The following is a 22,171-nucleotide window of genomic DNA, read 5'->3' as shown; positions in this document are numbered from 1 at the left end:
ACACGTCGGCGAGTCTAACAGCGGTTCGCCGAGAATCAACAGGGGTCCGCGGCGACGACTGCGTCACTATTATTCCGGCCGGTCTGTTCACCATGCCGGGCTCCGGGCGTGTCACGGCTTGGCGCGACGCTGCTGATTGCGCTCGTAAACCAGCCGCAAACCATCCAGCGTCAGATGCGGGTCGTAATGCTCGATCGTCTCCGATTCCGGCACGATCAACGGCGCGGCGGCACCGGTGGCCACCACCGCCACATCGTCACCGGAGAACGCCTCGATATCGCGAATCCGATCGATCAGGCCGTCCACCAGCCCCGCGAAACCGAAAATAGCGCCCGACTGCAGGCACTCCATGCTGTTCTTGCCCACCACCGAGCGCGGCTTGGTCAACTCCGCCCGGCGTAGTGCGCTGCGCGCGATCAACGCCTCGGTGGAGATCTCCACACCGGGCGCGATACTGCCGCCCAGGAATTCGCCCTTGGCCGACACCAGATCCACACAGATCGCGGTACCGAAATCCACCACGATCGCCGGAGTTCCGAAACGGTGATATGCGGCAAGACAATTCACGATGCGGTCCGCGCCGACCTCCTTCGGATTGTCGACCAGCAGCGGAATCCCGGTTCGCACACCGGGTTCGACGAGCACATGCGGAACATGCGCCCAATAACGCGACAGCATCTCGCGCAGCTCACGCAATACCGGCGGTACCGTCGACAATGCCGAAACACCCACCACCTGTTCGGCATCCGCGCCGATCAGTCCGCGCACCTGCAGCGCGAACTCGTCCGCGGTCATCAGCGGATTGGTGTGCATCCGCCACTGCCGCACCAGCTTCGCGTGCTCACCGCTTCCGGAGAACAGACCCAGCTCGATACTCGTATTGCGGACGTCGATCCCGAGAAGCATGCCCGCCCCGCCGCTCAGGCCAGCGACAAGGTACGCGGCGAGATCAGATCCGAACCCTCCGGCGCGTGCGCCGGATCCGAACCCAGCTCCACCGGACGATTGCGCTCGTCGACGAAAACCACGTGCGGGGCATAGTTCTCCAGCTCCGCCTTGTCGAGCATGCCGTAGGCGATCAGGATCACCAGGTCACCCGGGTGCACGAGATGCGCTGCCGCACCGTTGATTCCGATCACGCCGGAACCACGCTCGCCCGCGATCACGTAGGTCTCGAGCCGGGCCCCGTTGGTGATGTCGACGATGCTGACCTTCTCACCCTCGAGCAGGTCGGCGGCGTCCAGCAGGTCCTGGTCGACCGTGACGGAGCCGACGTAGTGCAGATCGGCGTGAGTCACCGTGGCGCGGTGGATCTTCGAGGTCATCATGGTGCGCAACATCGTCGTCGCCTTCCTAGAGAGACGCCTGGGCAGGCTGATCGGGAGTGGTCGGGTGGCCGTCGATCGGAGCGCCGATCTTGACGGACATGTTGTCGATGAGGCGGGTGGTTCCGACCCGGGCCGCGACCAGCAGCCGGGCATTACCGGTCGGCCACTCCTCGGAGAAGTCCGAACCGCGCAGCGCCAGATAGTCCAGCTCCAGGTCGGGGGCCAGATCCAGCACCGACTGCGCCGCCTCCAGCACCGCCTGCGGACCCAGCCCACCGGAATGCCGACCCGCCAGCAGCGCGGCCGACAGCGTCGCGGCCAGGTCCCGCTGCTCGTCGCTCAGGAAGCGGTTGCGCGAGGACATGGCCAGCCCGTCGCGCTCGCGAACCGTGGCGGCCGGGACGACGCGCAGATCGAAATTCAGATCGACCACCATCTGGCGGATCAAAGCCAGCTGCTGGTAATCCTTTTCGCCGAAGAACGCCTCGTGCGGCTGGCAGATGTTGAACAGTTTCGACACCACGGTCAGCACACCCGAGAAATGCCCGGGACGGGTCGCGCCCTCGAGGATGTCGCCGTACTGGCCGGCCTGCACCGTGGTGCGGGGACCCTGCGGGTACATGTCCTGCGCGCTCGGCGCGAACACCAGCTCGACACCTTCCGCGCGCAGCAGTTCGACATCCGCGTCGAGGGTGCGCGGGTACTTGCCCAGGTCCTCGTTCGCGCCGAACTGCAAGGGGTTCACGAAGATCGACACGATCACCGTGGTGTTGGTCAGCTTCGCCAGCCGCACCAGTTCCAGGTGGCCCTCGTGCAGCGCACCCATGGTCGGCACCAGCGCGACCCGGCGGCCCACCGACTTCAACGCCTTGACGACCTTGGTCACCACGGCGGGATCGTGCAGCACGGTCAGCTCGCCGCGCTTGTACGAACCGATCAGCTTCGGGTCCATCAGTTTCCTTCCAGCAGATCGATCAGGGCGGGATTGGTCTGCGCGCGTTCGGCCGCACGCAGCGATTGCGCGCGGTAACCGGCCGCCAGCCGCGGATCCAGATCTTCGAGGGTGTTCAGATGCGCGGCCACCGCGGCCACGTCACCGCGTGCCACCGGACCGGTCAGCGCCGACGGGCCACGCCGCAGCGCATTGTCGAGAGCCGCCGAGGCCAGCGGCGCGAGCATCCGCTCGGCCAGTCCGTTCGGCTGCTCGTCGACCACCTGCTGACCCAGCAGACCCGGGCCGGCGAGCGCCGCGCGCAGCATCTCGACGGCGTCCACGATCAGGGTCACCAGATGGTTGCTGCCGTGTGCGAGAGCCGCGTGATAGCGGGTGCGGTTCTCCTCGGCGACCCGCACCGGCTCGCCGCCCATCTCGATCACCAGCGCCTGCGCGATGGCATAGCCGATGTCGTCGGCGGCCGTCACGCCGAAGCAGGCATTGGACAGCCGGGACACGTCCTCGTCGTGACCGGTGAAGGTCATGGCCGGATGAATCGCCAGCGGCAGCACGCCCTGAGCCGTCAAGGGGGCGAGCACACCGACGCCGTTCGCGCCCGAGGTGTGCACCACGATGCTGCCCGGACGCACCGCGTTCGCGGCCGCCAAACCCGAGACCAGGCCGGGCAATTCGCTGTCCGGCACCGCCAGGACCAGCAGTTCGCACCGGGCGGCGACCTCCTCGGCGGGCAGGATTCGCGACTCCGGCAACCGGGTGACGGCACGCCGCACCGAGGCATCCGAAATCGCGGACACCGCGAAAACGACATGCCCGGCGCGTTCCAGCGCCACACCCAGCGCAGATCCGACGCGTCCCGCCGAGACGATTCCCACCGTCAACCGTGCAGGCGCAGGATCGGTCCCGCAGACATCCTTGTCCGAGGTCACTTTGTCCTCTCGAAAGTCGTTCCAGTCCCGCATGGCGGGTACCGGACGTTACTTCGCGAGAATATCGCCACCGATTCGCGCGAGCCACTCTGTGTGGCATAAGCAACTCTCGCGGCCGGGACGAGCCTGATTCAGTTGGTGTTCTCCGAGCGCAGGTTGGCCATGATCTCCGCGACCGAGAGGCGCTGGGTTTCGGGTTCGGAGTCATCGGCGCGGCGACGGCGGCGGGCACCGGCGCGGCCCATGGGGGTGGCCGGGGCGGGTTCCGGGGCGAGGCGCGGGACGGCGGGCTTGTTGCCGTTGACCGGGGCGGGTTCCTTCTTCTCCACCGGCTCCGGCTTGGCGACCGGCTGCTGTTCGACCACCGGCTCGGGCTTCGAATTCGCGGGCGCGGCAGGCTTTTCCACCTTCGCGGCGGCAGGTTCGGGCTCGAGGGGCTGCTCGGCCTCGGTTTCCAGGGCCCGCTCGTAGTCGTGGCGCATGGCGTCGGTGACTATCGAGGTCTCGGCCGTGACCGGGTCGTCGAAGGGGGTGGCGAAGGCGGGCGGCTCGGGGTGCGCCGGGTCGAAGACCGGGGTGATGCGGGCCCGCGTCTCCTGCTCCTCGGACTGCTCCGGCGAGGACCAGGGATCCCAGGGATCCGCGTCCGGCCAGTTATCGTTCGCCGTGGTAGCGGGCCCGGTGACGGTGCGGCCCGGAAGCTCCTGGACTCGAACGGCATCCGCACGCAGGGCGGGGCGTTCGAAGGGCAGATCGCCCTCGAAGAGCCGCTGCAGGCTCTCCCGCAGCACGGTGAGTTCGGTGCGCAGCGCGGCCATTTCCGCGGCGTCCGCACCGACCTCGTGACGGACCCGGTTCTCGACGCCGAGCTCGTATTCGCGGCGGGCAGCAACCTCGCGCTCGAGCTGCAGTTGGTAGACCTTCTGGAGGTCACCCACCTTCGCCCGGTCGATGGCCGACTCCCTGCGATAACGGGTGGCCGCGAGGGCCGTGATGGCGGCCGCCCACAGCGCCGCAACCAGGCCGACGCGAATCATATGGAGGTTGTCGCTGAACACCAGGAAAATACTGGCTACCAAGCCGAGGAGAAGCAGAAAGCCCGTGAAGAACTTCCCCGCATCCTCCCGCCGGCGACGGGAAGCACTGCTACGGGAGGGTGAAACCATGTCAGCCAGCGTAGCGTGATCAGCCGACCAGGACGGGCACCTTGTGGATGATCACTGCCAATCCGTTAGCTAGGAAGTAGCCGCCTCGTCGGGCGGATCGATCGGCGCACGGCAGCAATACTCCAGCCACAAAGCCGCCGCCACCAGCGCCACCCCGCCCAGCAGCCCGACCACCGCACCCGGCGTATCCGAGGACGCCGCGCGCAGATCCGAACGTTGCATCAGCAGCCACACCAGGAAACCCAGCCAGATACCGCCGACCAGCGAACCCACCTGCGTCGACGCCTTCGCCAGCGCCACCGCGCGGGCCGCCGTGATCGGATGCAACTGCCCCGGCCCGGGCCCGATCCCCCGGTTCTCCACCCGCTGCCGAATCACGAACGCCAGCACCGCCTCCAGCAGCGCCACCGGCAGCAGCGAGGCCCCCGAGAACACCGAGATCGGCGGGAAACTCGAATACGCGATATTGGTGGCGATCCAGGCGACGAGCGCCGCCAGCAGCACATTCGCACACAGATCGAGCACGCGAGTCGGCTTCACGGCATCACCGGGTCCAGCCCAGCGACAGCTCGGTGCGGCGCACCTCGCGCACCTCCGCGGAATCCAAGGCGGACAACCACTCCCGCAGCGAGCGCGGCGCGTCGGCCACCTCCAGTTCGGCGTCCGGCTCCACCTCCAGCCACGGCACCAGCACGAAGGCCCGATTGTGGGCCTGCGGATGCGGCAGGGTCAGCGTCGGATCCAGACTGCGCACCACCACACGGGCGTCGCGGCGGCGCTGCGCGGCCCACACCACATCCACGTCGAGAGTCCGCGCGCCCCAGCGCACCTCACGGATCCGGCCCGCCGCCTGCTCCAGTTCCTGGCCCAGCTTCAACCAGTCCGACGGCTCCAGGGCCGGATCCTCGGCCACCACAACGGCATTCAGATAGTCCTGCTGGGGCACGCCACCCCAGGGCGGGGTCGAGTACACCGAGGAGACCGCCACCAGTCGCGGGCCCAGCGCGTCCACCACACTGCGCAGGTGCGCGAGCCGGTCGCCGAGATTGGAACCGATCGACAGCACGACACGGGTCACCGCTGCTCCTCCGGCTCCCGGCGACGCGACGTGACCACCCGCACGTCTTCGAAGGTATGCGGGATCGGCGCGAAAGGCTTGTGCAGCACCACTTCCACGGCCTGGATGCGGGTATCCGCCATCACCTCGTCGGCGATGGTGGAGACGACCGTCTCGATGAGATCGCGCGGCTTGCCCGCCACGATCGCCACCACCTGCTCGGCCAGTTCGCCGTAGTGGACGGTGTCGGCGATGTCGTCGGATTTCGCGGCGGCCGAGAAGTCGGTCCACAGCGTCAGATCCACCACGAACTCCTGGCCGTCCCGCTTCTCGAAATCGAAGACGCCGTGGTGCCCGAAAATCCGTAGGCCCCGCAGTTCGATGCGATCACCGGCGGTCGTGGTCCGATCCGTGCTCAATTCAGCTCCCCTGCTTCACTTCACGACGGTATTTCTCGTTCAGGCGGCGCGACGCCGCCTGCCAGGCGTCCACCACCGCGATGGCGTCCAGCGAGGAGCGGACATCGTGCACGCGCACGCCCCACGCCCCGTGTTCGGCGGCCAGTGCGGAGAGGGTGGCGGTGGCCACCTCGCGACCGGCGGGCGGGCGCGGCTGCTCACCCTCGGCCAGCAGCGCGCCCAGGAATCGCTTGCGCGAGGCCCCGATCAGGATCGGAATGCCGGTGTCGAGGCGCAGCGTGTGGCCGTGCACGAGTTCGGCCAGCAGTTCCCAGTTGTGGTCGGCGTTCTTGGCGAAGCCCAAACCCGGGTCCAGGATCAGGTTTTCGAGGGCGACGCCACCGGCGACCGCGGCCTCGACCTGGGTATGCAGCTCGTCCCACACCTCGCGCACCACATCGTCGTAGTGCTCGGCGGGACCGGTGTGGCGGTAGTCCGCCTCGGCCCGCCAGTGCATGAGGATCCACGGCAGGTTCGCTGCCGCAACGACTTTCACCATGTTCGGGTCGGCGCGACCGCCGGACACGTCGTTGACCATCGAGACGCCCGCCGCGATCGCGGCCTCGGCGACGCTCGCCCGCATGGTGTCCACGCTGGTCGGCACCCCGGCCGCGGCCAGCGCCCGGATCACCGGAACCACCCGTGCCGCTTCGGTTTCCGGATCCACCCGCACCGCACCCGGCCGGGTGGATTCGCCACCCACGTCGACGATGTCGGCACCCAGCTCGTAGAGCTCGAGCCCGTGCGCCACCGCCGAACCCGGGTCCAGATAGCGACCACCGTCCGAGAACGAGTCGCTGGTGACGTTCACCACACCCATCACCACGGTGGAGCGGCCACCGCGAGGGACAACCAGTTCGGTCCCCCGCGTACCGCTTTCGGCCATGGTCGGTGCGCTCACTTTCGGAGGATGAGGTCCAGGGCCTCGGAGCGGGAGGTGGCGGAGGACTGCAGCAGGCCGCGCACCGCCGAGGTGGTGGTGGAGGCGCCGGGCTTGCGGATGCCGCGCATGGCCATGCACAGGTGCTCGGCCTCGATCACGACGATCGCGCCGCGCGGGTCCAGCTTCTTCACGACCGCGTCGGCGATCTGGCTGGTGAGCCGTTCCTGCACCTGCGGGCGCTTGGCGTAGAGGTCGACCACGCGGGCCAGCTTGGACAGTCCGGTCACCCGGCCGTGCGGGCCGGGGATGTAGCCGACGTGCGCGACGCCGTGGAACGCCACCAGGTGGTGCTCACAGGTCGAGAACATCGGAATGTCGCGGACCAGGACCAGTTCCTGGTGTCCCTCGTCGAAGGTGGTGTTGAGGACCTCGGCGGGGTCGGTGTAGAGCCCGGCGAACATCTCCTTGTACGCCCGCGCCACCCGCGCCGGGGTGTCGAGCAGTCCGGGACGGTCGGGATCCTCACCGACGGCGAGCAGCAGCTCGCGCACCGCGGCTTCGGCACGGTCCTGGTCGAACGGCCGACCGGTGCCGAGCGCGATCGGGCCGGAGACGACACGGTTATTGGCCGACAATCGACACCTCCTGTGTTGAAATGCCGCACCGACGAAAGGGCGGCGGGTCCGCGGCTGCCGATGGCCCGGATCCGATTCGACCGCGAAGCGACCGACTGCCCGTAGGCGTCGGCCGCTCCGGTCGAACCGGACCCGGGCCGGGCCGCGAACCCATTGAGCGTATCCGGGCCGCGGTCAGCGACGACCGTTCGGTCCGTCCCAACCGTTCTTGTCGTCCTCGTCATTCCCGGTGGCGGGAGGTTGCGGGGCCGGATGTTCCGGCTGGCCGTATCCCGGCTGGTTGCCGGGCTGGCCGTAACCGGGCTGCTGCGGCTGGTAGCGCTGGCCGCCCGCGGGCGCCCAGCCACCGTAGGAGCCGCGCTGGGTCGGCTGCGGTTCGTCCTCCTGCGGCGGCCAGCCCGGTGCGGACCAACCTGCGGGAGCGCCGTAATCCGGACGTGAACCGTGGGTGCCGCTGCCGGGCCGCTGGTAGCCCGGAGCCTGGGGTAGCGGATACCCCTGCGGCGCGGGCGCGGCCGGGTAGCCGCCGTATTGCTGCGGCTGTCCGTAGGGGGCATCGGCGGGCTGCCCGTTGGGCTGCACCACCGGACGCACCGGCACCAGCGGCTCCTCCGGCCACGGCTCACCGCGTTCGGCGGCCAGCTCGCGCGGTGTCTTCACCGGCGGGCGGTCCGACGGGGTGCGGTCGCCGAAATCGTTGAAAGCCGTGATGCGCGGCCGCTTTTCGACGGTCGCCAGTACGGTCTCGAGGTCCTTGCGATGCAGTGTCTCGCGTTCCAGCAGCGCGGTGGCGAGGCTGTCGAGCTCGTCGCGGTAGTCGTTGAGCACCGACCAGGCCTCGGTGTGCGCGGCCTCGATGAGGTTGCGCACCTCCTCGTCGATCTCGCGGGCCACCTCGTGCGAGTAGTCCGAACCCTGTCCCATGGACCGGCCCAGGAACGGGTCGCCCTGCTCCTGCCCGTAGCGGACCGCACCCAGGCGGGCGCTCATGCCGTACTCGGTGACCATCGCCTTGGCGATCTTGGTGGCCTGGTCGATGTCGGACGAGGCGCCGGTGGTCGGCTCGTGGAACACCAGTTCCTCGGCCGCGCGGCCACCCATCGCCATCACCAGGCGGGCGATCATCTCCGAGCGGGTCATCAGGCCCTTGTCGTCCTCGGGCACCGTCATGGCGTGGCCGCCGGTGCGACCGCGGGCCAGGATGGTGACCTTGTAGACGGGCTCGATATCGGGCATCGCCCAGGCGGCCAGGGTGTGCCCGGCCTCGTGGTAGGCGGTGATCTTCTTCTCGTGCTCGGAGATCACCCGCGACTTACGCCGGGGGCCGCCGATGACACGATCGACCGATTCTTCAAGTGCCGCACCGGTAATCAGGTTGCCGTGCTCACGCGCGGTGAGCAGGGCGGCCTCGTTGATGACGTTCGCGAGGTCCGCGCCGGACATGCCGACGGTGCGTTTGGCCAGCCCCTCGAGGTCGGCGTCAGGCGCGATCGGCTTGCCCTTGGAGTGCACGGCCAGGATGGCGCGGCGTCCGTTGAGGTCCGGGTTGCCGACCGGGATCTGCCGGTCGAAACGGCCGGGCCGCAGCAGCGCCGGGTCCAGGATGTCGGGCCGGTTGGTGGCCGCGATGATGATGACGCCGGTGCGCTCACCGAAGCCGTCCATCTCGACCAGCAACTGGTTGAGGGTCTGCTCACGTTCGTCGTGACCACCGCCGAGGCCCGCACCGCGCTGGCGGCCGACCGCGTCGATCTCGTCGACGAAAATAATGCAGGGGCTGTTCTGCTTGGCCTGATCGAACAGGTCGCGCACGCGGGACGCGCCGACACCGACGAACATCTCGACGAAGTCCGAACCGGAGATGGTGAAGAACGGGACCCCGGCCTCACCGGCAACGGCCCTGGCCAACAACGTCTTTCCGGTACCCGGCGGGCCGTAGAGCAGCACGCCCTTCGGGATCTTCGCGCCCAGCGCCTGATAGCGCGCCGGATTCTGCAGGAAGTCCTTGATCTCGTAGAGCTCTTCGATGGCTTCGTCGGCGCCCGCCACATCCTGGAATGTGGTCTTGGGCATGTCTTTCGACAGCAGCTTGGCCTTCGATTTACCGAAGCCCATCATGCCGCCGCGACCACCGCCCTGCATGCGGGCCATCACGAAGATGAACAGGCCCAGCAGAATCACCATGGGCAGCATGAACAGCAGAATCTGGCTGAACCAGGAGTCCTGCTTCACGGTGGTGTCGACCTTGGCGCCGGAGTCCTGCGCGGCCTTGAAGACCTGCGCGGCCACCTCGCCGCCGCCCGGGTACTTGGCGATGATCTTCTTGTCGCCGCCCGTCGCATCATTGCCGTTCTTCAGCGTGATGCGGAGCTGCTGTTCTTTGTCGTAGATCTGGACCGAGTCGACATTCGACTTGTCCTGAAGCTGGGAAAGAGCCACCGAGGTATCGACGTTCTTCCAGCCGCGCGTGTCGTTGCTGAAATAGCTGACCAGGTAGATCACGAGCAGGAAGCCCGCGACTATGGCCAGGTTGCGGAACACAGTCTTGCGGTTCATAGAGCGTCGGCCGGCGGCCAGTCCTTTCCGGGGGGTGTATCCGGTTTGCCTGCGATGCTTGCGTGGCGCGCCCGTTCCGGCGAACGGATGCGGACATGCCACGTTACCGCGTACGGTCTAGTCGTTACATCGCGCAGTTCGGCAGCTAGTGCAGTTCAACTGGTAAACGGCTGGAGAACGCAGGTGGTTCCCCGACTATCTGCGGCAACACGTCGGGACGATCACCCCCTGGTGTCGGACCGGGTGTTCACATCATGGCATGGTCGTCCTCAGGTGAGTGACGACACAACAGAGCGCAGGGGGTATGGACATAGTCGAGCTACGGACACCCACAGCGATTGTGCGTCATGGCAACGGGCGCTTGACGGTGCTGCGACCTGGAACCGACGGCGAGCGCGTGCTCGACGTGCCGGTGAGCGACCTTCTCAAGGTGCGCTTGAACCGGCGCGCCGATGACGCCGTCGTCATCGAGATCTATCTCCGCTATCCGACCCCGGTGCTCACCGGTGTGCCCGCCGACCGGACTCCCCTGCCGGTACTGATCGCCGAACACGATGTGCCCGCCGCGACCGTGATCGTGGAGCGCATCAACAATCAGATTCTCGCCACCCAGCGGCTGGATGTGGCCGCCCCCGATCTGACCGCTCCGGCGCCGTCGTGGGGTCGTGGCGGTCCGGCTCGTGCGGATGTGGATCGCGCGGTGCGTCGGATGGCCCCCAAGCGGGACGCCAAGCCGGCGGTGAGTGCGTTGCAGCGCTACGTGACTCCCGAGGAGTACGTGCTGGAGACCGCGCTGGTCACGGCGCAGCCGCCCGCCCCCAAGGGGGTCGGTCTGCTGGCCGTCACCACCACGCGGTTGATCTTCGTCTCGCTGGGTTCGGGTAAACGGTTCGCGCACGAGCTGCCGATCGCGGCCCTGCTGTGGGCGCGGACCACCGACGAGTCGGATGCCGCGGGTGAATACGGGGTCGAGGTCAACGACGGAAATCTGACCTGGAATTTCGCCGGTTCCGACCGGGCCGACACCGATCGGGTAACGGGCGCTTTGAATTTCGCCATTCAGCGCGAGGTGGCCGACGGCGCGGCGGGTCCTGCCGACCCGGGCGTGTCGAAGCTGTACTCGGAATGGGAGCTGCTGGTCGAACGCCATTCGCTGGGAATGGTGGACGACGCGCAATTCCAGCGGTACGGGCGCGGAATTCTGCGCTCGCTGCCGGACTGATCCGCCGGGCCGGACCGAAATATCCACCCCGCCCGTATCGAAAAGGGTTGGGAGCGAGCCGAAATGGGTTGGGGGCGCGACCCCCAACCCACCGCGCTATTCCTCCGGTTGCAGGGTGATGCGCCGCCACGGACTGGTCGGGCGCATCCAGAGGCGCAGCAATTCCATCCGCCGGTCCACGCCACCGGATTTCAGTTCCGCCAGGTCCTCGCACGCCTGCCAGTAGGTCCAGCCCGCGAGGTAGGCGTCACCGAATTGCCGCCAGTTGCGGTATTTGCGCTGCGCGGGCGGCAGTGCCCGCATCAGGTAATCCCAGGCGACGTCGGCGTCGAGGTAGCCGGCGGTGTAGGCCATCCGGGCGACGGCCACCACGCGGGCCAGATCCCAGGCCTGGATATCGGTGGGCAGCGGCCGGACCAGATGGTCGGTGAGCCCGAGTTTGATGGCCTGCGACCAGATGTCGTAGTCGCGGACGAGCGCCTCGGGGTTCTCCATGCCGCGGAACGATCCGACCTGGCGCAGGAACGCGCGATGCCGGTCGGCGCGTTCGCCGAAGCGATCGCGTTCAGGAGAGTTGATGGCGGCCATCACCAGCGGGTGCACCAGCGCGTAGAGCGGTGCGTGCATCCCTTCCAGCAGCTGTTCCATCGAGGCCATGGCCTCGGTGCCGTCGGTGATCCCCCAGGCGCCGGTGAGGGTGTCGATGGCGAGTTCCCGGCGGTCGCCGAGTGGATGCTGGCGTTCGGGGCCGAGCAGTAGCGCATCGTGGAAGGCGTCCCAGCGGGTGGAGTAGAAGCCGCCGAGCGCCAGAGCGCGCAGTTCGTCGTCGGAAACCTGCGCACCGGACCAGTGGTCGTCCTCGCGCTGGTCCAGCTCCGGGTAGGGAAAGGTGGTCAGCGTTGGCACGTCGCGGGCGGGCATGACACGAGTCTAATTTGCTTGCGCTTCGCTCCGGTTGGTTCGCGCGGCCCAACGTTGGGCCAATTCTGAATCTCGCCCTGTCACACTGGGTAATCGGGCGCTAACCTCTGGGGGCATGAGCGGGAACATCACCCTGTTGCGCGGTTTGACGCCGGCGGCCACGGATCAGGAAATCTACGCGGCCGCACAGGAATACGTGCGCAAGGTCGGCGGAGTATCGGGATTGACGACGACAACCAAGGCGGCGGTGGACCGGGCGGTGGACGCTATCGCGGCGGCCACCACGCAACTGCTGGCCGAATTACCGCAGCGCGGATCGACCGGAGAGGGTGAACCGCCGAGGCGGCGACGCGGCGTGGCGGAATCGGTGACCGAGGAAGCCAGCTGAGCTCTGTTCGTTTTGCGAGGTTCAGACCCCGTAGACGGCGACGCAGTCGAGCGCTATTTCCAATCGCGGACCGCGTTGGTCGAGGGAGTGACCGAGTAGTTCTTCTATGCGCTGAATCCGGTATCGCACCGTGTTCTTGTGCACGCCGAGCATTTTCGCGGCAGCGTCAGGGCTGCGGCGGGCTCGCAGATAGGCATGCAAGGTTTCCCGCAGTCGCGCCGACTGCGTATCGGGTGCCGCGAGCGCACCCAATTCCCGTTCGATGAGCGCCCGCATGGCGGGTTCGTCGACACCGGCCAGATAGGCGACCTCCACCTCCGAGTAGTGCAGCACGCGTGGACCGCGGGCTCCCGCTCGTTCGGCGACCTGCCGGGCGGCGACGGCCTCGCGGTGCCCGGCCCGGAAGCCGTCGGTGTGCGCGGCGGGCACACCGACGGCGACGCGCACCGGCTGCTCGACGGTCCAGCCGGGATCGCCGGGTTCGGGCGCTTCGCCGTCCAGGCCGATCCACGCCCACAGCGCGGACGCCCCGGACGGCATGGTGAATTGACTGCCGTTGCCGAAGGTTCCGGCGTAGCGGGTGACGACCCGTTCGAGCAGGTTCGCGGGGTCGCCGCCGGAAGTGCCGCCGCGCAGCGGAATCGGGGTGTTGCCCACGTCGGTCCACAGCACCAGCGCCAGATGCCGCTGCCCGATCCGGTAGCCGAGGCGGTTGGTGGCGTATTCGGGGTCGAGGTCGTGACCGTCGAGCAGGCCGCGCACGATTTCGGCGCGCTGTTCGAGGGCGGCGCGCAGTCCGCGTTCCCGCTCCTCCATGTAGGTGTCGGTGAGTGCTTCGACCGAGGTGTTGACCCACCGGGTGGTGCGGTCGAAAAGCCGCAGCAGCAGCGATCTTTCGATGTCCTGGGGCAGTTGCCGATCCTCGACCACCTCGGTCATGTACTCGATGACGGCCTCGAGCCCGAGGTGGTAGACGCGCAGCAGCAGCCGGACGTCGTGGCCGCGGCGGGCCAGCGTGCGGGCGAAGGCGTGGGCTTCCGCCGGGACCGGGTAGTCGATGCGGTCCTGGGTGAGCCCGCTGAGCACCTCGAGGGCGTGGGCGTGGCTGCTGGCGGCGAGGTCGCGGCGCATATCGCGGTCCCGGAATTCGGGGATGCGGGCGATGATGGCGTTGTCGAGGCGGGCGACGACCTGATCGAGGGTTTCGGCGCGCAGCGTCTCGGCGACGAAGTCGGCGATCCACTGCCGGACCTCGGCAGTGTTGTCGGTCGTCGGCACTGGGGGACCTCCGGGGTTGTACTCAGAGCACAAAAACGGTCACGACAATTGACCCGATTGGCCAAGCATGGGCCTTCGAAATTGTGTCACGATCATAGTCCAGTGAGCTGTCACACAGCTCGCCGTCGCAATGCAGCGCATCTGGGGAAGGCACACCGTGACCAATACCGAGCCCGCCGCGGGCACCCCTCGCAAGACCGGGACCCGCAAGTCGGCCAATGGGACGACCGCCGTGCAGACGGAGCAGGCCGCGCCCGCCACCGAGCTGGAGATCCGCAATCCGGCGACCGGTGCGCTGGCCGGGACGGTGCCGATCCATTCGGCCGACACGGTGGCCGCCAAGGTGCGCGAACTACGTGCCGCGCAGCCCGCCTGGGAGGCGCTGGGTCCCGACGGCCGCAAGCACTGGCTGCTGAAGTTGCAGGACTGGCTGGTCGACAACACCGATCACCTGGCCGACGTGCTGCAGTCGGAAACCGGTAAGGCGCGGGTGGATTCGCTCATCGACCCCGCGTTCTCCGTCGACCTGACCGGCTACTACGCGCGGCGGGCCGCGAAATTCCTTGCCGACGAACACCCTTCACCGCACAGCCCCCTGGCTCGAGTGAAGGCGCTGACCACCGTTTTCCGCCCGTACCCGGTGGTGGGTGTGATCACGCCGTGGAACTTCCCGCTGGCGATGCCGGTGATCGACGTGATCCCGGCGCTGGCGGCGGGCGCGGCGGTGATCCTGAAACCTTCTGAGGTGACCCCGCTTTCGGCGGTGGAGCTGGCACGCGGCTGGCGTGAGATCGGTGCTCCGCCGGTGTTCGAGGTGGTGACCGGCGCGGGTGCGACGGGTGCCGCGGTGGTCGCCAACGCCGACTACATCCAGTTCACCGGTTCGACCGCGACCGGCCGCAAGATCGCCGTCGCGTGCACCGAGCGGATGGTCCCGTTCAGCCTGGAGCTGGGCGGCAAGGATCCGGCGATCGTGCTGGCGGACGCGGATCTCGATCGCGCCGCGCACGGTATCGCGTTCGGCGGACTGTTCAACGCCGGGCAGGTGTGCATCTCGGTGGAGCGCGTGTACGTGGAAGCGCCGGTCTACGACGAGTTCCTGAAGAAGCTGACCGCCGCGGTCAAGGAGGTCCGCCAGGGTGTGGACGGCCGTAAACCCAAGTACGACATGGGCGCACTGGCCAACGAGAACCAGGCGCAGATCGTGCAGCGGCACGTCGAGGACGCCGTCAAGGCGGGCGCGCGACTGCTGACCGGCGGCAAACGCACCGGTGTCGGAACGCTTTTCGAGCCGACCGTGCTGGCCGACGTCGATCACTCCATGACCTGCATGACCGAGGAGACCTTCGGTCCGACGCTGCCGGTGATGAAGGTGGCGAACGCGGCGGAAGCCATTGCGCTGGCCAATGATTCGATCTACGGCCTGTCGGCGTCCGTCTGGAGCGGCGACAAGGATCGCGCGGAACGTGTTGCGCGGCAGTTGAACGCGGGCGCGGTGAACATCAACGACGTGTTCGCCAATATGTTCAGTTTCGCGCTGCCGATGGGCGGCTGGGGCATGTCGGGCACCGGCGCGCGCTGGGGCGGTGCGAGCGGCGTGCGCAAATACTGCCGCCAGCAGGCGATCACGAAGCCGATCCTGCCCACCCAGACCAAGGAACCGCTGTGGTTCCCGTACTCGGTGCCGAAGCTGACCTTCGCCATGGCGGCCATGCGGGCCGCGGGCACCCGCGGGCTGCGGCGCGTCGACGTGGCGGCCATCATCAAGACGATTCGGGGGTAGTGATGACTGAATTCGGTTCCATCGCGGGCAAGGTCGTGGTGATCACCGGCGGTGCGCGCGGCATCGGCCTGGCCACCGCGACCGCGTTGCAGGCGCTCGGCGCGAAGATCGCGATCGGCGATATCGACGAGGCCACCGTCAAAGAGTCCGGTGCGACAAGGAATTTCGAGGTGTACGGCCGCCTGGACGTCACCGATCAGCAGTCCTTCGAGTCGTTCCTGGACGATGTCGAACACCGCCTCGGCCCGATCGACGTGCTGATCAACAACGCCGGGATCATGCCCACCGGCCGTCTGGTGGACGAGCCGGATCAGATCACCCGCCGCATTCTCGACATCAATGTGTACGGCGTGATCCTGGGTTCGAAGCTGGCCGTCGCGCGCATGCTGCCGCGCGGGCGCGGGCATGTCATCAATATCGCGTCGCTGGCCGGGGAGACCCACATTCCGGGTCTGGCCACCTACAACGCCAGCAAGCACGCGGTGCTGGGCTTCACCGACACATTGCGCGAGGAGTACCGCGGCACGGGTGTGCGGTTCTCCTCGGTGCTGCCGACCCTGACGAAAACCGAACTGGGGTCGGGCGTCAACCCGCCGAAGGTGCTGCGCCCGGCCGAGCCGGAGGAGATCGCGGACGCCATCGCCAAGCTGATCGTGCAGCCGCGCTCGAAGGTCCGGGTGACCTCGGTGGCGGGCATCATCTCGCAGGTGGTGGGGCTGCTGCCGGAGTCCGTGGGTGACGCACTGGGTCGCGCGCTGGGTTCGGGGCGGGCCTTCCTCGACGATGTGGACTCCGACGCGCGCAAGGCCTACGAGAACCGCGTGCGCGAATAACCGGCCGTAGGGTCGGCGGCATGGGTAGCAGGAGTGCGGTTTTCGCCGGATTGTCGACGATGGACCTGTCGTATGCCGTCGACCGGTTTCCGGCGGAGGACTCCAAAACCCAGGCCGCCGACCTGTTCCTGGGGGCGGGCGGTCCGGCCGCCAATGCGGCGGTGGCCTACGCGTTCCTCTCCGGTGGTCCGGCCGCGCTGGTGACCGCGCTGGGCAAACATCCACTGGCGGAACTGATTCGCACCGATCTGCGCGAGCACGGTGTGATCGCCCGGGATCTGACGCCGGACGGTGAGCAGCAGCCGCCGGTGTCCTCGATCATCGTGGCGACGGACGCGGCCACCCGCACCATCGTGTCGCTGGACGGGTCGCGGATCCATCCCGAATTCGACGAGTCCGCGCCCGCACTGCTCGACGGCGCGACGGTGCTGCTGCTGGACGGCCACTATCCCGAACCGGCGCTGCGGCTGGCCGCGGCGGCCCGGGCGGCCGGGGTGCCGGTGGTGCTGGATGCCGGGCGCTGGCGTCCGGTGCACGCCGAGCTACTACCGCTGACCGCCATCGCCATCTGCTCGAGTGCGTTCACACCACCTGGCGTACAACAGGATTCACCGGAGTCGGTATTCGAGTTCCTACACGCCGTGGGTGTCGGCCACGCCGCGATCACCGGCGGTGACGGGCCGATCCGCTATTCCGCGCCGGGCGAGCGCGGCGAGGTGGCCGTGCCGCCGATCACCGCCATCGACACCCTGGGAGCCGGGGACATCCTGCACGGCGCGTTCTGCCATTTCCACACCGCCGGTGCGGATTTCCCGTCCGCTCTGCGCCACGCCGCCGAGGTGGCCACCCAGTCCTGCCGCTACCTCGGTACCCGAGAATGGATGCGGCACTACCGATCCGATCAGTCGATGCGGTAGCCGCGTCCGGCCTTGCGCAGCACCACGTCCGCCCGCATCCGGGTCCCCTCGACGAGCGCCGCGTTGCGCATATCGCTGCGGGCGATCTTGTTGCGGGCGGCGTCCGGTGTCCGACCGCCGCGAATGTGCCTGCGCAGCAGTCGCTGTTCGATGACGGGCCGCGGCACATCCAGGTACCAGGCCTCGTCGAGCAGCGGGAACACCCCCGACCACCCGTCCTCGTCGAGCAGCAGATAGTTGCCCTCGGTGATGATGATGCGCTGCCGGTCGACGATCACCCCGCCGGGCACCGGGTCGTGGATCTCGCGATCGTATGCGGGCCAGGCGACCGTCTCCCCCACGGCCGCGTCGCGCACCGTGCGCAGCAACCGGGTGTAGCCCGCGGCGTCGAAGGTGTCGGGTTCGCCCTTGCGGTCGAGGATTCCGGCCTCCCGCAACTGTTCGACGGTGAGATGGAATCCGTCCATCGGCACGACCTCCGCGATCCCCGCCCCGGCGGCCAGGTTCAACTCGTCGCGAACTCCGCGCGCGAGGGTGGATTTCCCGGCTCCGGGCGGCCCGGCGATCCCGAGTAGAAACCGACCGGAGTGTCCTTCCGTCCGTCGCCGGACGCGAACCGCCAACTCCGCCAAGGAGGTTTCGACACTGCCACGTATCGCCACCGTTCCACCCTACGGAATCCCGGCGGTAACCGAGGCGAGAGCGGCACGAGCCACGCCGGACGGCTACCGGCCCGGCGACACCACCCGCTCCAAGGCGCGCAGATCGTTCTCCAGTGCGCGGAACACCGCGTAGGTGATCACGAACGCGATCACGCTGCCCGCGCACAGAATTCGCACCGGCACGACCACCTGCACGATGTCGTCGATCGGGATGAAGGTGATGCCGACGACCGCGATCAGCGGCACCGAGGCCGCGATCGCCAGGTACCAGCTGCAGCGGCGGCCGAGTTCGCGCAGCCAGATCGCGTCGGCGCCGCTCACGTCCCCGCGGCTGAGGAAGATCGGGTAGATGCACCGCACCATCAGCAGGGTGACCAGGAAGAACGGGTAGGAGGCCGCGATCGCCCCGCACACGGCGTGTGAGGCGATCAGGTGCAGATACGACTTGGGCGTGATGTTCCCGGCGGTGATCTGCAGGACGATCGGGAAGGTGATGCCGGAGATCAGCCACGACGAGAAGGCCACCAGTACCGCCCGCTCACCCACTCTCAGTACATCTTTGCGAGTCCGCACCAGGACGGACTCGTCATAGGTGCGGCCGTGTTCCAGCCCCCACGGCACGTACAGCAGGTATCTGCACATGTAGATGAGGATGACCGCGCCGAGCGGGAACAGGATGGCGTTGACCAGCGTCACCGTGGCTTCGAATTGATGCCGGGGATGGTCGCTGAGCTTGTCGATGATGAGCATCCGGTTGTAGCTGATGTTGTACATCGAGGCCAGCGCGTTCGGCACGCCGATGGCCAGCATCACCAGCGGAATGAACCACCGCCGCAGCCGACGCCGAAAACTGTTGGGCGGCGGATCGACCAGGTCCCGGGCGCGCGGGTCCAGGCACAGCGCCAGCTGCCGCGACAATGCCGCGCCGTCGGCCCAGCGCTGGTCGCGATCGGGTTCGAGGCAGGTCAGCAGGACTCGGCGCAGGGCGGCCGGGCAGTCGGCCGGGACCCGGGCCTGCGCGATCTCGTCCACGCCGCAACGGCGCCGCTCCAGCATGGCCGCGAGGGTGGTGGCGTCGCCGGTGTCGCCGGCGGTGTCGTCGTCGAAAGGTTTTGCGCCGGTGAGCAATTCCCACAGCACCACGCCGAGTGAGAAGAGATCGCTGCGGGTGTCGAGGTCCGCGGCAGTGCGTTCCAGCCCCGGATGGCAGGCCTCGAGCTGTTCGGGGGACATGTAGGACAGCGACCCGCCGAAGTAGGCGACCGGGCTGCCGTCGCCGAGGTCACGACTGAAGCTGATGTTGAAGTCCGCGAGCTTCGGAACACCCTCCGCGGTGAGCAATACGTTGGCGGGCTTCACATCTCGATGCAGCACCCCGTGCCCGTCGGCGTAGCAGAGCGCCTCGGCGATCCGCACACCCAGCCACGCCACGGTTTCCGACCAGGTCAGTTCCGCGATCTCGGATCGGGTGCTGGAATCGGTCGGCCGGATCTCGCCTTTCTCCTCCATGGCGCTGTCCACGGCGTCGAGCAGCAGTTTCCCGCTGCGCTCACTGATCGGGGTGGCGCGGACCCAGCGCAGCAGCCCGAGCAGGGTGCCGCCGGGCAGGAACTGCATGTACAGCAGGCGCAGTCGCCGGTTCGCCCCGGCGCGCATGTTCTCCAGCAGCCGTTGATCGAACACCCGCACGATGTAGTCGTGGTCCAGCTGGGCGAGGGTCTGCGGTTCGGTGCCGCGGTCCGCCGACACCTTGACCGCCACCAGCCGCTGCATCGAGCGCTGCCGCGCCAGGAACACCCGCGCGAAGGCGCCGCGGCCCAGGCTGGTGAGCAGGTCGAAGTCGTCCACCCGCTGCCCGATCTCGAATTGATCGAGCAGCTCGATGCTGTCGAGGCTGCCCGCCGACAGCCGGCTCTCCCGGTGCGGGGCGAGCGTGGTCTCGTCGGGGATCCGGGTGGATTGGCCGGACTGCTCGGTGAACTCGTCGCCGACCGGCCACCGGGTGCTCTGGTCCTCGTCGTCGAGGGTGAGCAGCTCGCGGAGCTCGGTGGCCTGATCCGGGTATTCGCGCAGGCATTCCGCCGGGTCGACCCGCACCCCGTGGTGGCGGCGGATCACGAATTCCTCGTACACCAGCTCGGCGGGGAGGTCCGGCGCGGTCAGTTCCTGGAATTCCGAACAGTATTCGTACAACCGCTTCGGCAGCACCTCGCCCGGCCGCCCCACGGTGGTGTGCAGCCAGCGGCGGCGCAGATCGATGCGGATCAGCTCCAGCAGCACGCTGCGGCGCAGCAGCAGACCGTCGGGCAGGTATTCGGCGATGCGGGGTGGCACGGTGGCGAACTCCCACGCCTTGGTGAAGGCGTCGCAGGCAGCCACCGGATCCGTCCCGGTCGGAAAGCGCGGGAAGGGAGAGTCGGAACTAGAAGTCATGTCCACACCCATCCGGCCCGGCACGGATGCTCGATCCGCACTGTCGATCAGCGGTTGTCGCCTCGGCCCGAGATTCTCGAAAAGCCTCCGCCACACCCGACACCATCATCCCCGAGCAATTGCCGGAATGATAACTTGCGGCTCACGAGCGGATCACCCGATTTCGACACGAGGCGACGGGGGAACACCAGCATGTACGACGAGGGCACGACGCTGGCGGCACACGGCACCATCTCGGCGACCACCGCCGAGTCCACCGAGGAGGCAACGGTGGCACGCACCACGACCGATTCCGACACTCCCGACACTCCCCCGCCCGTCGACACCACCACCGCGGCCGGTATCGCCGCGGCCGTGCAGAACGGTTCGCTCTCGCCCGAGGAAACGGTGGTCGCCGCGCTCGATCGGATCCGCGCCCGGGATCGGAAACTCAACGCGTTCAGCCGAGTTCGTGAGGACGCGGCCCGCGCCGAAGCCCGGGAGCTGGCCGGGCGCGCCGATCTGGACATGCTGCCGCTGGCGGGGGTGCCGATCGCGGTGAAGAACAATATCGGGGTCGCCGGTGAGGCCACCCTCGCCGGTTCCGAGGCGACCGCGACCACGGGTGCGGCGGTCGATCACCCGGTGGTGGAGCGCTTGCGGGCCGCGGGCGCGGTGGTGGTCGGTCTGACGGCGATGCCGGAGTTCGGGCTGTGGGGCGTCACCGATCAGCCGGGCGGCATCACACGCAGCCCGTGGAACGCCCGCTACTCCGCCGGGGGCTCGTCGGGCGGGTCGGCCGCAGCGGTCGGTTCCGGCATGGTGACCATCGCGCACGGCAACGACGGGCTGGGCTCGGTGCGGATTCCGGCCGCCTGCTGCGGCGTGGTCGGGCTCAAGCCGGGACGCGCGCTGGTGCCCTCGGAGGTCGGGGTGGATTCCTGGGGCGGCATGACCGAGAACGGGGTGCTGGCAACCACTGTCGCCGATGCGGCGCTGATGCTGTCGGTGCTGGCTGACCGCTCCGCGCTGGCCGACCTGGAGACCCCGCCGACACTGCGGATCGGGTTGGCGACCGGCGCGCCGATGTCGCTGATCCGGGTGGATTCGGCGTGGACCGCGGCCGCCGACAAGGCCGCGGCCACGGCCTCGCAGGCCGGACACATCCTCGGCGTGTCCGAGCTGCCCTACCAGGGCGTGAGTTTCGCGTTGGCGCTGCGCTGGCTGGCCAATGCCGCGCGGGAGGCGGCGGCGGTGCCGAATCCCGAACGGCTGCAACGCCGTACCCGCATGCACATCGCGCTGGGCCGGGTGGTGTTGAAGTCGGGTCTGCTGCGGACGTCGCAGGTGGATCGGATCGAGGCGCGGCTGCTGGACTACTTCGAGCGCTACGACGTGGTGATCACCCCGACCCTGGCCACCGTGCCGCCGCGGGCCCGGCGCTGGCATTCGCGACCGTGGCTCACCAATGTGCTTGCGAACGTGAAGTTCTCGCCGTTCACGCCGCTGTGGAATCTGGTCGGCTGGCCCGCGCTGTCGATTCCGATGGGCGTGCATCCGCGCACCGGCACGCCGGTCGCGGCGCAGCTGGCGGGCCCGCCCGGCAGTGAGTCGACGCTGCTACGGCTGGCCGCTCAGATCGAGGCCGCGCATCCCTGGCAGCGCATCGCCCCCTGAAACCGGAAACAGCAGCGCCGCGTCACCTGGTGTGACGCGGCGCTGCTGTCTGTAAATCGTTGTCGTGCAAGCGAAGATGACCCGCGATGGGGCGGCGGCGACCTCCGACTCCTC

21 protein-coding genes are annotated in these 22,171 nt (G+C 68.3%); 6 read left to right on the top strand and 15 right to left on the bottom strand.

The genetic code is table 11. From position 1 onward, the window contains the following. Nucleotides 1-111: 111 nt before the first annotated feature. From OG300_RS34280 to ftsH, 11 genes are all read right to left on the bottom strand, one after another. Nucleotides 112-906, bottom strand: coding sequence for a type III pantothenate kinase (locus tag OG300_RS34280; protein WP_405488232.1), 795 nt, complete (start codon nucleotides 904-906; stop codon nucleotides 112-114). Nucleotides 907-920: 14 nt separating this feature from the next. Next, entirely contained in the window at nucleotides 921-1,340 is a 420-nt protein-coding gene (panD, locus tag OG300_RS34275) for an aspartate 1-decarboxylase (RefSeq protein WP_405488230.1), read from the bottom strand. Nucleotides 1,341-1,353: 13 nt separating this feature from the next. Beyond that, entirely contained in the window at nucleotides 1,354-2,280 is a 927-nt protein-coding gene (gene panC / locus OG300_RS34270) for a pantoate--beta-alanine ligase (RefSeq protein WP_405488228.1), read from the bottom strand. Continuing rightward, the gene (locus OG300_RS34265) at nucleotides 2,280-3,209 is read right to left on the bottom strand and encodes a Rossmann-like and DUF2520 domain-containing protein (protein ID WP_405488226.1); all 930 of its coding nucleotides are present in this window, start codon (nucleotides 3,207-3,209) and stop codon (nucleotides 2,280-2,282) included. Before OG300_RS34265 ends, panC begins: the two co-directional genes overlap by 1 nt. Before the next feature lie 131 nt (nucleotides 3,210-3,340). After that, complete coding sequence (locus OG300_RS34260) at nucleotides 3,341-4,267, bottom strand: DUF6779 domain-containing protein (RefSeq protein ID WP_405488225.1); 927 nt, start codon at nucleotides 4,265-4,267, stop codon at nucleotides 3,341-3,343. A 177-nt stretch (nucleotides 4,268-4,444) separates the two neighbouring features. Beyond that, nucleotides 4,445-4,915, bottom strand: coding sequence for a DUF3180 domain-containing protein (locus OG300_RS34255; protein ID WP_405488223.1), 471 nt, complete (start codon nucleotides 4,913-4,915; stop codon nucleotides 4,445-4,447). 4 nt (nucleotides 4,916-4,919) lie between these two features. After that, on the bottom strand, nucleotides 4,920-5,453 hold the full coding sequence (gene folK / locus OG300_RS34250) for a 2-amino-4-hydroxy-6-hydroxymethyldihydropteridine diphosphokinase (RefSeq protein WP_405488221.1): 534 nt from the start codon (nucleotides 5,451-5,453) through the stop codon (nucleotides 4,920-4,922). Beyond that, nucleotides 5,450-5,851 carry a dihydroneopterin aldolase gene (gene folB, locus OG300_RS34245; protein WP_405488219.1) on the bottom strand — a complete coding sequence of 134 codons (402 nt, stop codon included), beginning with the start codon at nucleotides 5,849-5,851 and terminating at the stop codon, nucleotides 5,450-5,452. Before folB ends, folK begins: the two co-directional genes overlap by 4 nt. A gap of 1 nt (nucleotide 5,852) precedes the next feature. Continuing rightward, nucleotides 5,853-6,710 carry a dihydropteroate synthase gene (gene folP / locus OG300_RS34240; protein ID WP_405498791.1) on the bottom strand — a complete coding sequence of 286 codons (858 nt, stop codon included), beginning with the start codon at nucleotides 6,708-6,710 and terminating at the stop codon, nucleotides 5,853-5,855. A gap of 77 nt (nucleotides 6,711-6,787) precedes the next feature. Continuing rightward, complete coding sequence (folE, locus tag OG300_RS34235; protein ID WP_405488217.1) at nucleotides 6,788-7,408, bottom strand: GTP cyclohydrolase I FolE; 621 nt, start codon at nucleotides 7,406-7,408, stop codon at nucleotides 6,788-6,790. Between the two features lie 174 nt (nucleotides 7,409-7,582). Next, the gene (gene ftsH, locus OG300_RS34230; protein WP_405488215.1) at nucleotides 7,583-9,964 is read right to left on the bottom strand and encodes an ATP-dependent zinc metalloprotease FtsH; all 2,382 of its coding nucleotides are present in this window, start codon (nucleotides 9,962-9,964) and stop codon (nucleotides 7,583-7,585) included. Between the two features lie 367 nt (nucleotides 9,965-10,331). Between ftsH and OG300_RS34225 the strand changes: the two genes are divergently transcribed. Continuing rightward, nucleotides 10,332-11,186 (top strand): hypothetical protein, encoded by an 855-nt coding sequence (locus tag OG300_RS34225; RefSeq protein ID WP_405488213.1) that lies wholly within the window; start codon nucleotides 10,332-10,334, stop codon nucleotides 11,184-11,186. Between the two features lie 96 nt (nucleotides 11,187-11,282). Here the strand turns inward: OG300_RS34225 and OG300_RS34220 are convergent, their stop codons facing one another. After that, nucleotides 11,283-12,107 carry a DUF1266 domain-containing protein gene (locus OG300_RS34220; RefSeq protein WP_405488212.1) on the bottom strand — a complete coding sequence of 275 codons (825 nt, stop codon included), beginning with the start codon at nucleotides 12,105-12,107 and terminating at the stop codon, nucleotides 11,283-11,285. 115 nt (nucleotides 12,108-12,222) lie between these two features. On the opposite strand from OG300_RS34220, the gene OG300_RS34215 reads away from it, so the two are divergent. Then, on the top strand, nucleotides 12,223-12,495 hold the full coding sequence (locus OG300_RS34215) for a DUF2277 domain-containing protein (RefSeq protein ID WP_405488210.1): 273 nt from the start codon (nucleotides 12,223-12,225) through the stop codon (nucleotides 12,493-12,495). A 21-nt stretch (nucleotides 12,496-12,516) separates the two neighbouring features. On the opposite strand, the gene OG300_RS34210 is transcribed toward OG300_RS34215, so the two are convergent. Beyond that, nucleotides 12,517-13,773, bottom strand: a complete 1,257-nt coding sequence (locus OG300_RS34210; RefSeq protein ID WP_405488208.1) for a PucR family transcriptional regulator — start codon at nucleotides 13,771-13,773, stop codon at nucleotides 12,517-12,519. A gap of 157 nt (nucleotides 13,774-13,930) precedes the next feature. Here OG300_RS34210 and OG300_RS34205 point away from each other — a divergent pair, with 157 nt between their 5' ends. The 3 genes from OG300_RS34205 to OG300_RS34195 are packed head-to-tail and all read left to right on the top strand — an operon-like array spanning nucleotide 13,931 to nucleotide 17,306. Beyond that, nucleotides 13,931-15,556 (top strand): aldehyde dehydrogenase family protein, encoded by a 1,626-nt coding sequence (locus OG300_RS34205; RefSeq protein WP_405488207.1) that lies wholly within the window; start codon nucleotides 13,931-13,933, stop codon nucleotides 15,554-15,556. A 2-nt stretch (nucleotides 15,557-15,558) separates the two neighbouring features. Then, a complete protein-coding gene (locus OG300_RS34200; protein WP_405488205.1) occupies nucleotides 15,559-16,389 on the top strand; it encodes an SDR family oxidoreductase in 831 nt (276 codons plus the stop codon). Between the two features lie 20 nt (nucleotides 16,390-16,409). Next, nucleotides 16,410-17,306, top strand: a complete 897-nt coding sequence (locus OG300_RS34195) for a PfkB family carbohydrate kinase (RefSeq protein WP_405488203.1) — start codon at nucleotides 16,410-16,412, stop codon at nucleotides 17,304-17,306. On the opposite strand, the gene OG300_RS34190 is transcribed toward OG300_RS34195, so the two are convergent. Continuing rightward, a complete protein-coding gene (locus tag OG300_RS34190; RefSeq protein ID WP_405488201.1) occupies nucleotides 17,291-17,968 on the bottom strand; it encodes a nucleoside/nucleotide kinase family protein in 678 nt (225 codons plus the stop codon). The two genes, OG300_RS34195 and OG300_RS34190, sit on opposite strands and share 16 nt — an antisense overlap. 63 nt (nucleotides 17,969-18,031) lie before the next feature. Beyond that, complete coding sequence (locus tag OG300_RS34185) at nucleotides 18,032-20,401, bottom strand: serine/threonine-protein kinase (RefSeq protein WP_405488199.1); 2,370 nt, start codon at nucleotides 20,399-20,401, stop codon at nucleotides 18,032-18,034. 192 nt (nucleotides 20,402-20,593) lie between these two features. Here OG300_RS34185 and OG300_RS34180 point away from each other — a divergent pair, with 192 nt between their 5' ends. Beyond that, nucleotides 20,594-22,057, top strand: coding sequence for an amidase (locus tag OG300_RS34180; protein WP_405488197.1), 1,464 nt, complete (start codon nucleotides 20,594-20,596; stop codon nucleotides 22,055-22,057). The last annotated feature ends 114 nt before the right edge of the window (nucleotides 22,058-22,171 follow it).

Source organism: Nocardia sp. NBC_00511, from assembly GCF_045161165.1.
Lineage (GTDB): Bacteria > Actinomycetota > Actinomycetes > Mycobacteriales > Mycobacteriaceae > Nocardia.
The sequence above is the reverse complement of the archived record's forward strand: the minus strand, read 5'-3'. Positions and strand labels throughout refer to the sequence as shown.

Excerpts from the sequence above, each read along its gene's own strand:
- OG300_RS34280 (WP_405488232.1), bottom strand. The coding sequence starts at position 906 with ATGCTTCTCGGGATCGACGTCCGCAATACGAGTATCGAGCTGGGTCTG.
- panD (WP_405488230.1), bottom strand. The coding sequence starts at position 1,340 with ATGTTGCGCACCATGATGACCTCGAAGATCCACCGCGCCACGGTGACT.
- panC (WP_405488228.1), bottom strand. The coding sequence starts at position 2,280 with ATGGACCCGAAGCTGATCGGTTCGTACAAGCGCGGCGAGCTGACCGTG.
- folP (WP_405498791.1), bottom strand. The coding sequence starts at position 6,710 with ATGGGTGTGGTGAACGTCACCAGCGACTCGTTCTCGGACGGTGGTCGC.
- ftsH (WP_405488215.1), bottom strand. The coding sequence starts at position 9,964 with ATGAACCGCAAGACTGTGTTCCGCAACCTGGCCATAGTCGCGGGCTTC.
- OG300_RS34220 (WP_405488212.1), bottom strand. The coding sequence starts at position 12,107 with ATGCCCGCCCGCGACGTGCCAACGCTGACCACCTTTCCCTACCCGGAG.
- OG300_RS34215 (WP_405488210.1), top strand. The coding sequence starts at position 12,223 with ATGAGCGGGAACATCACCCTGTTGCGCGGTTTGACGCCGGCGGCCACG.
- OG300_RS34200 (WP_405488205.1), top strand. The coding sequence starts at position 15,559 with ATGACTGAATTCGGTTCCATCGCGGGCAAGGTCGTGGTGATCACCGGC.
- OG300_RS34195 (WP_405488203.1), top strand. The coding sequence starts at position 16,410 with ATGGGTAGCAGGAGTGCGGTTTTCGCCGGATTGTCGACGATGGACCTG.
- OG300_RS34185 (WP_405488199.1), bottom strand. The coding sequence starts at position 20,401 with ATGACTTCTAGTTCCGACTCTCCCTTCCCGCGCTTTCCGACCGGGACG.
- OG300_RS34180 (WP_405488197.1), top strand. The coding sequence starts at position 20,594 with ATGTACGACGAGGGCACGACGCTGGCGGCACACGGCACCATCTCGGCG.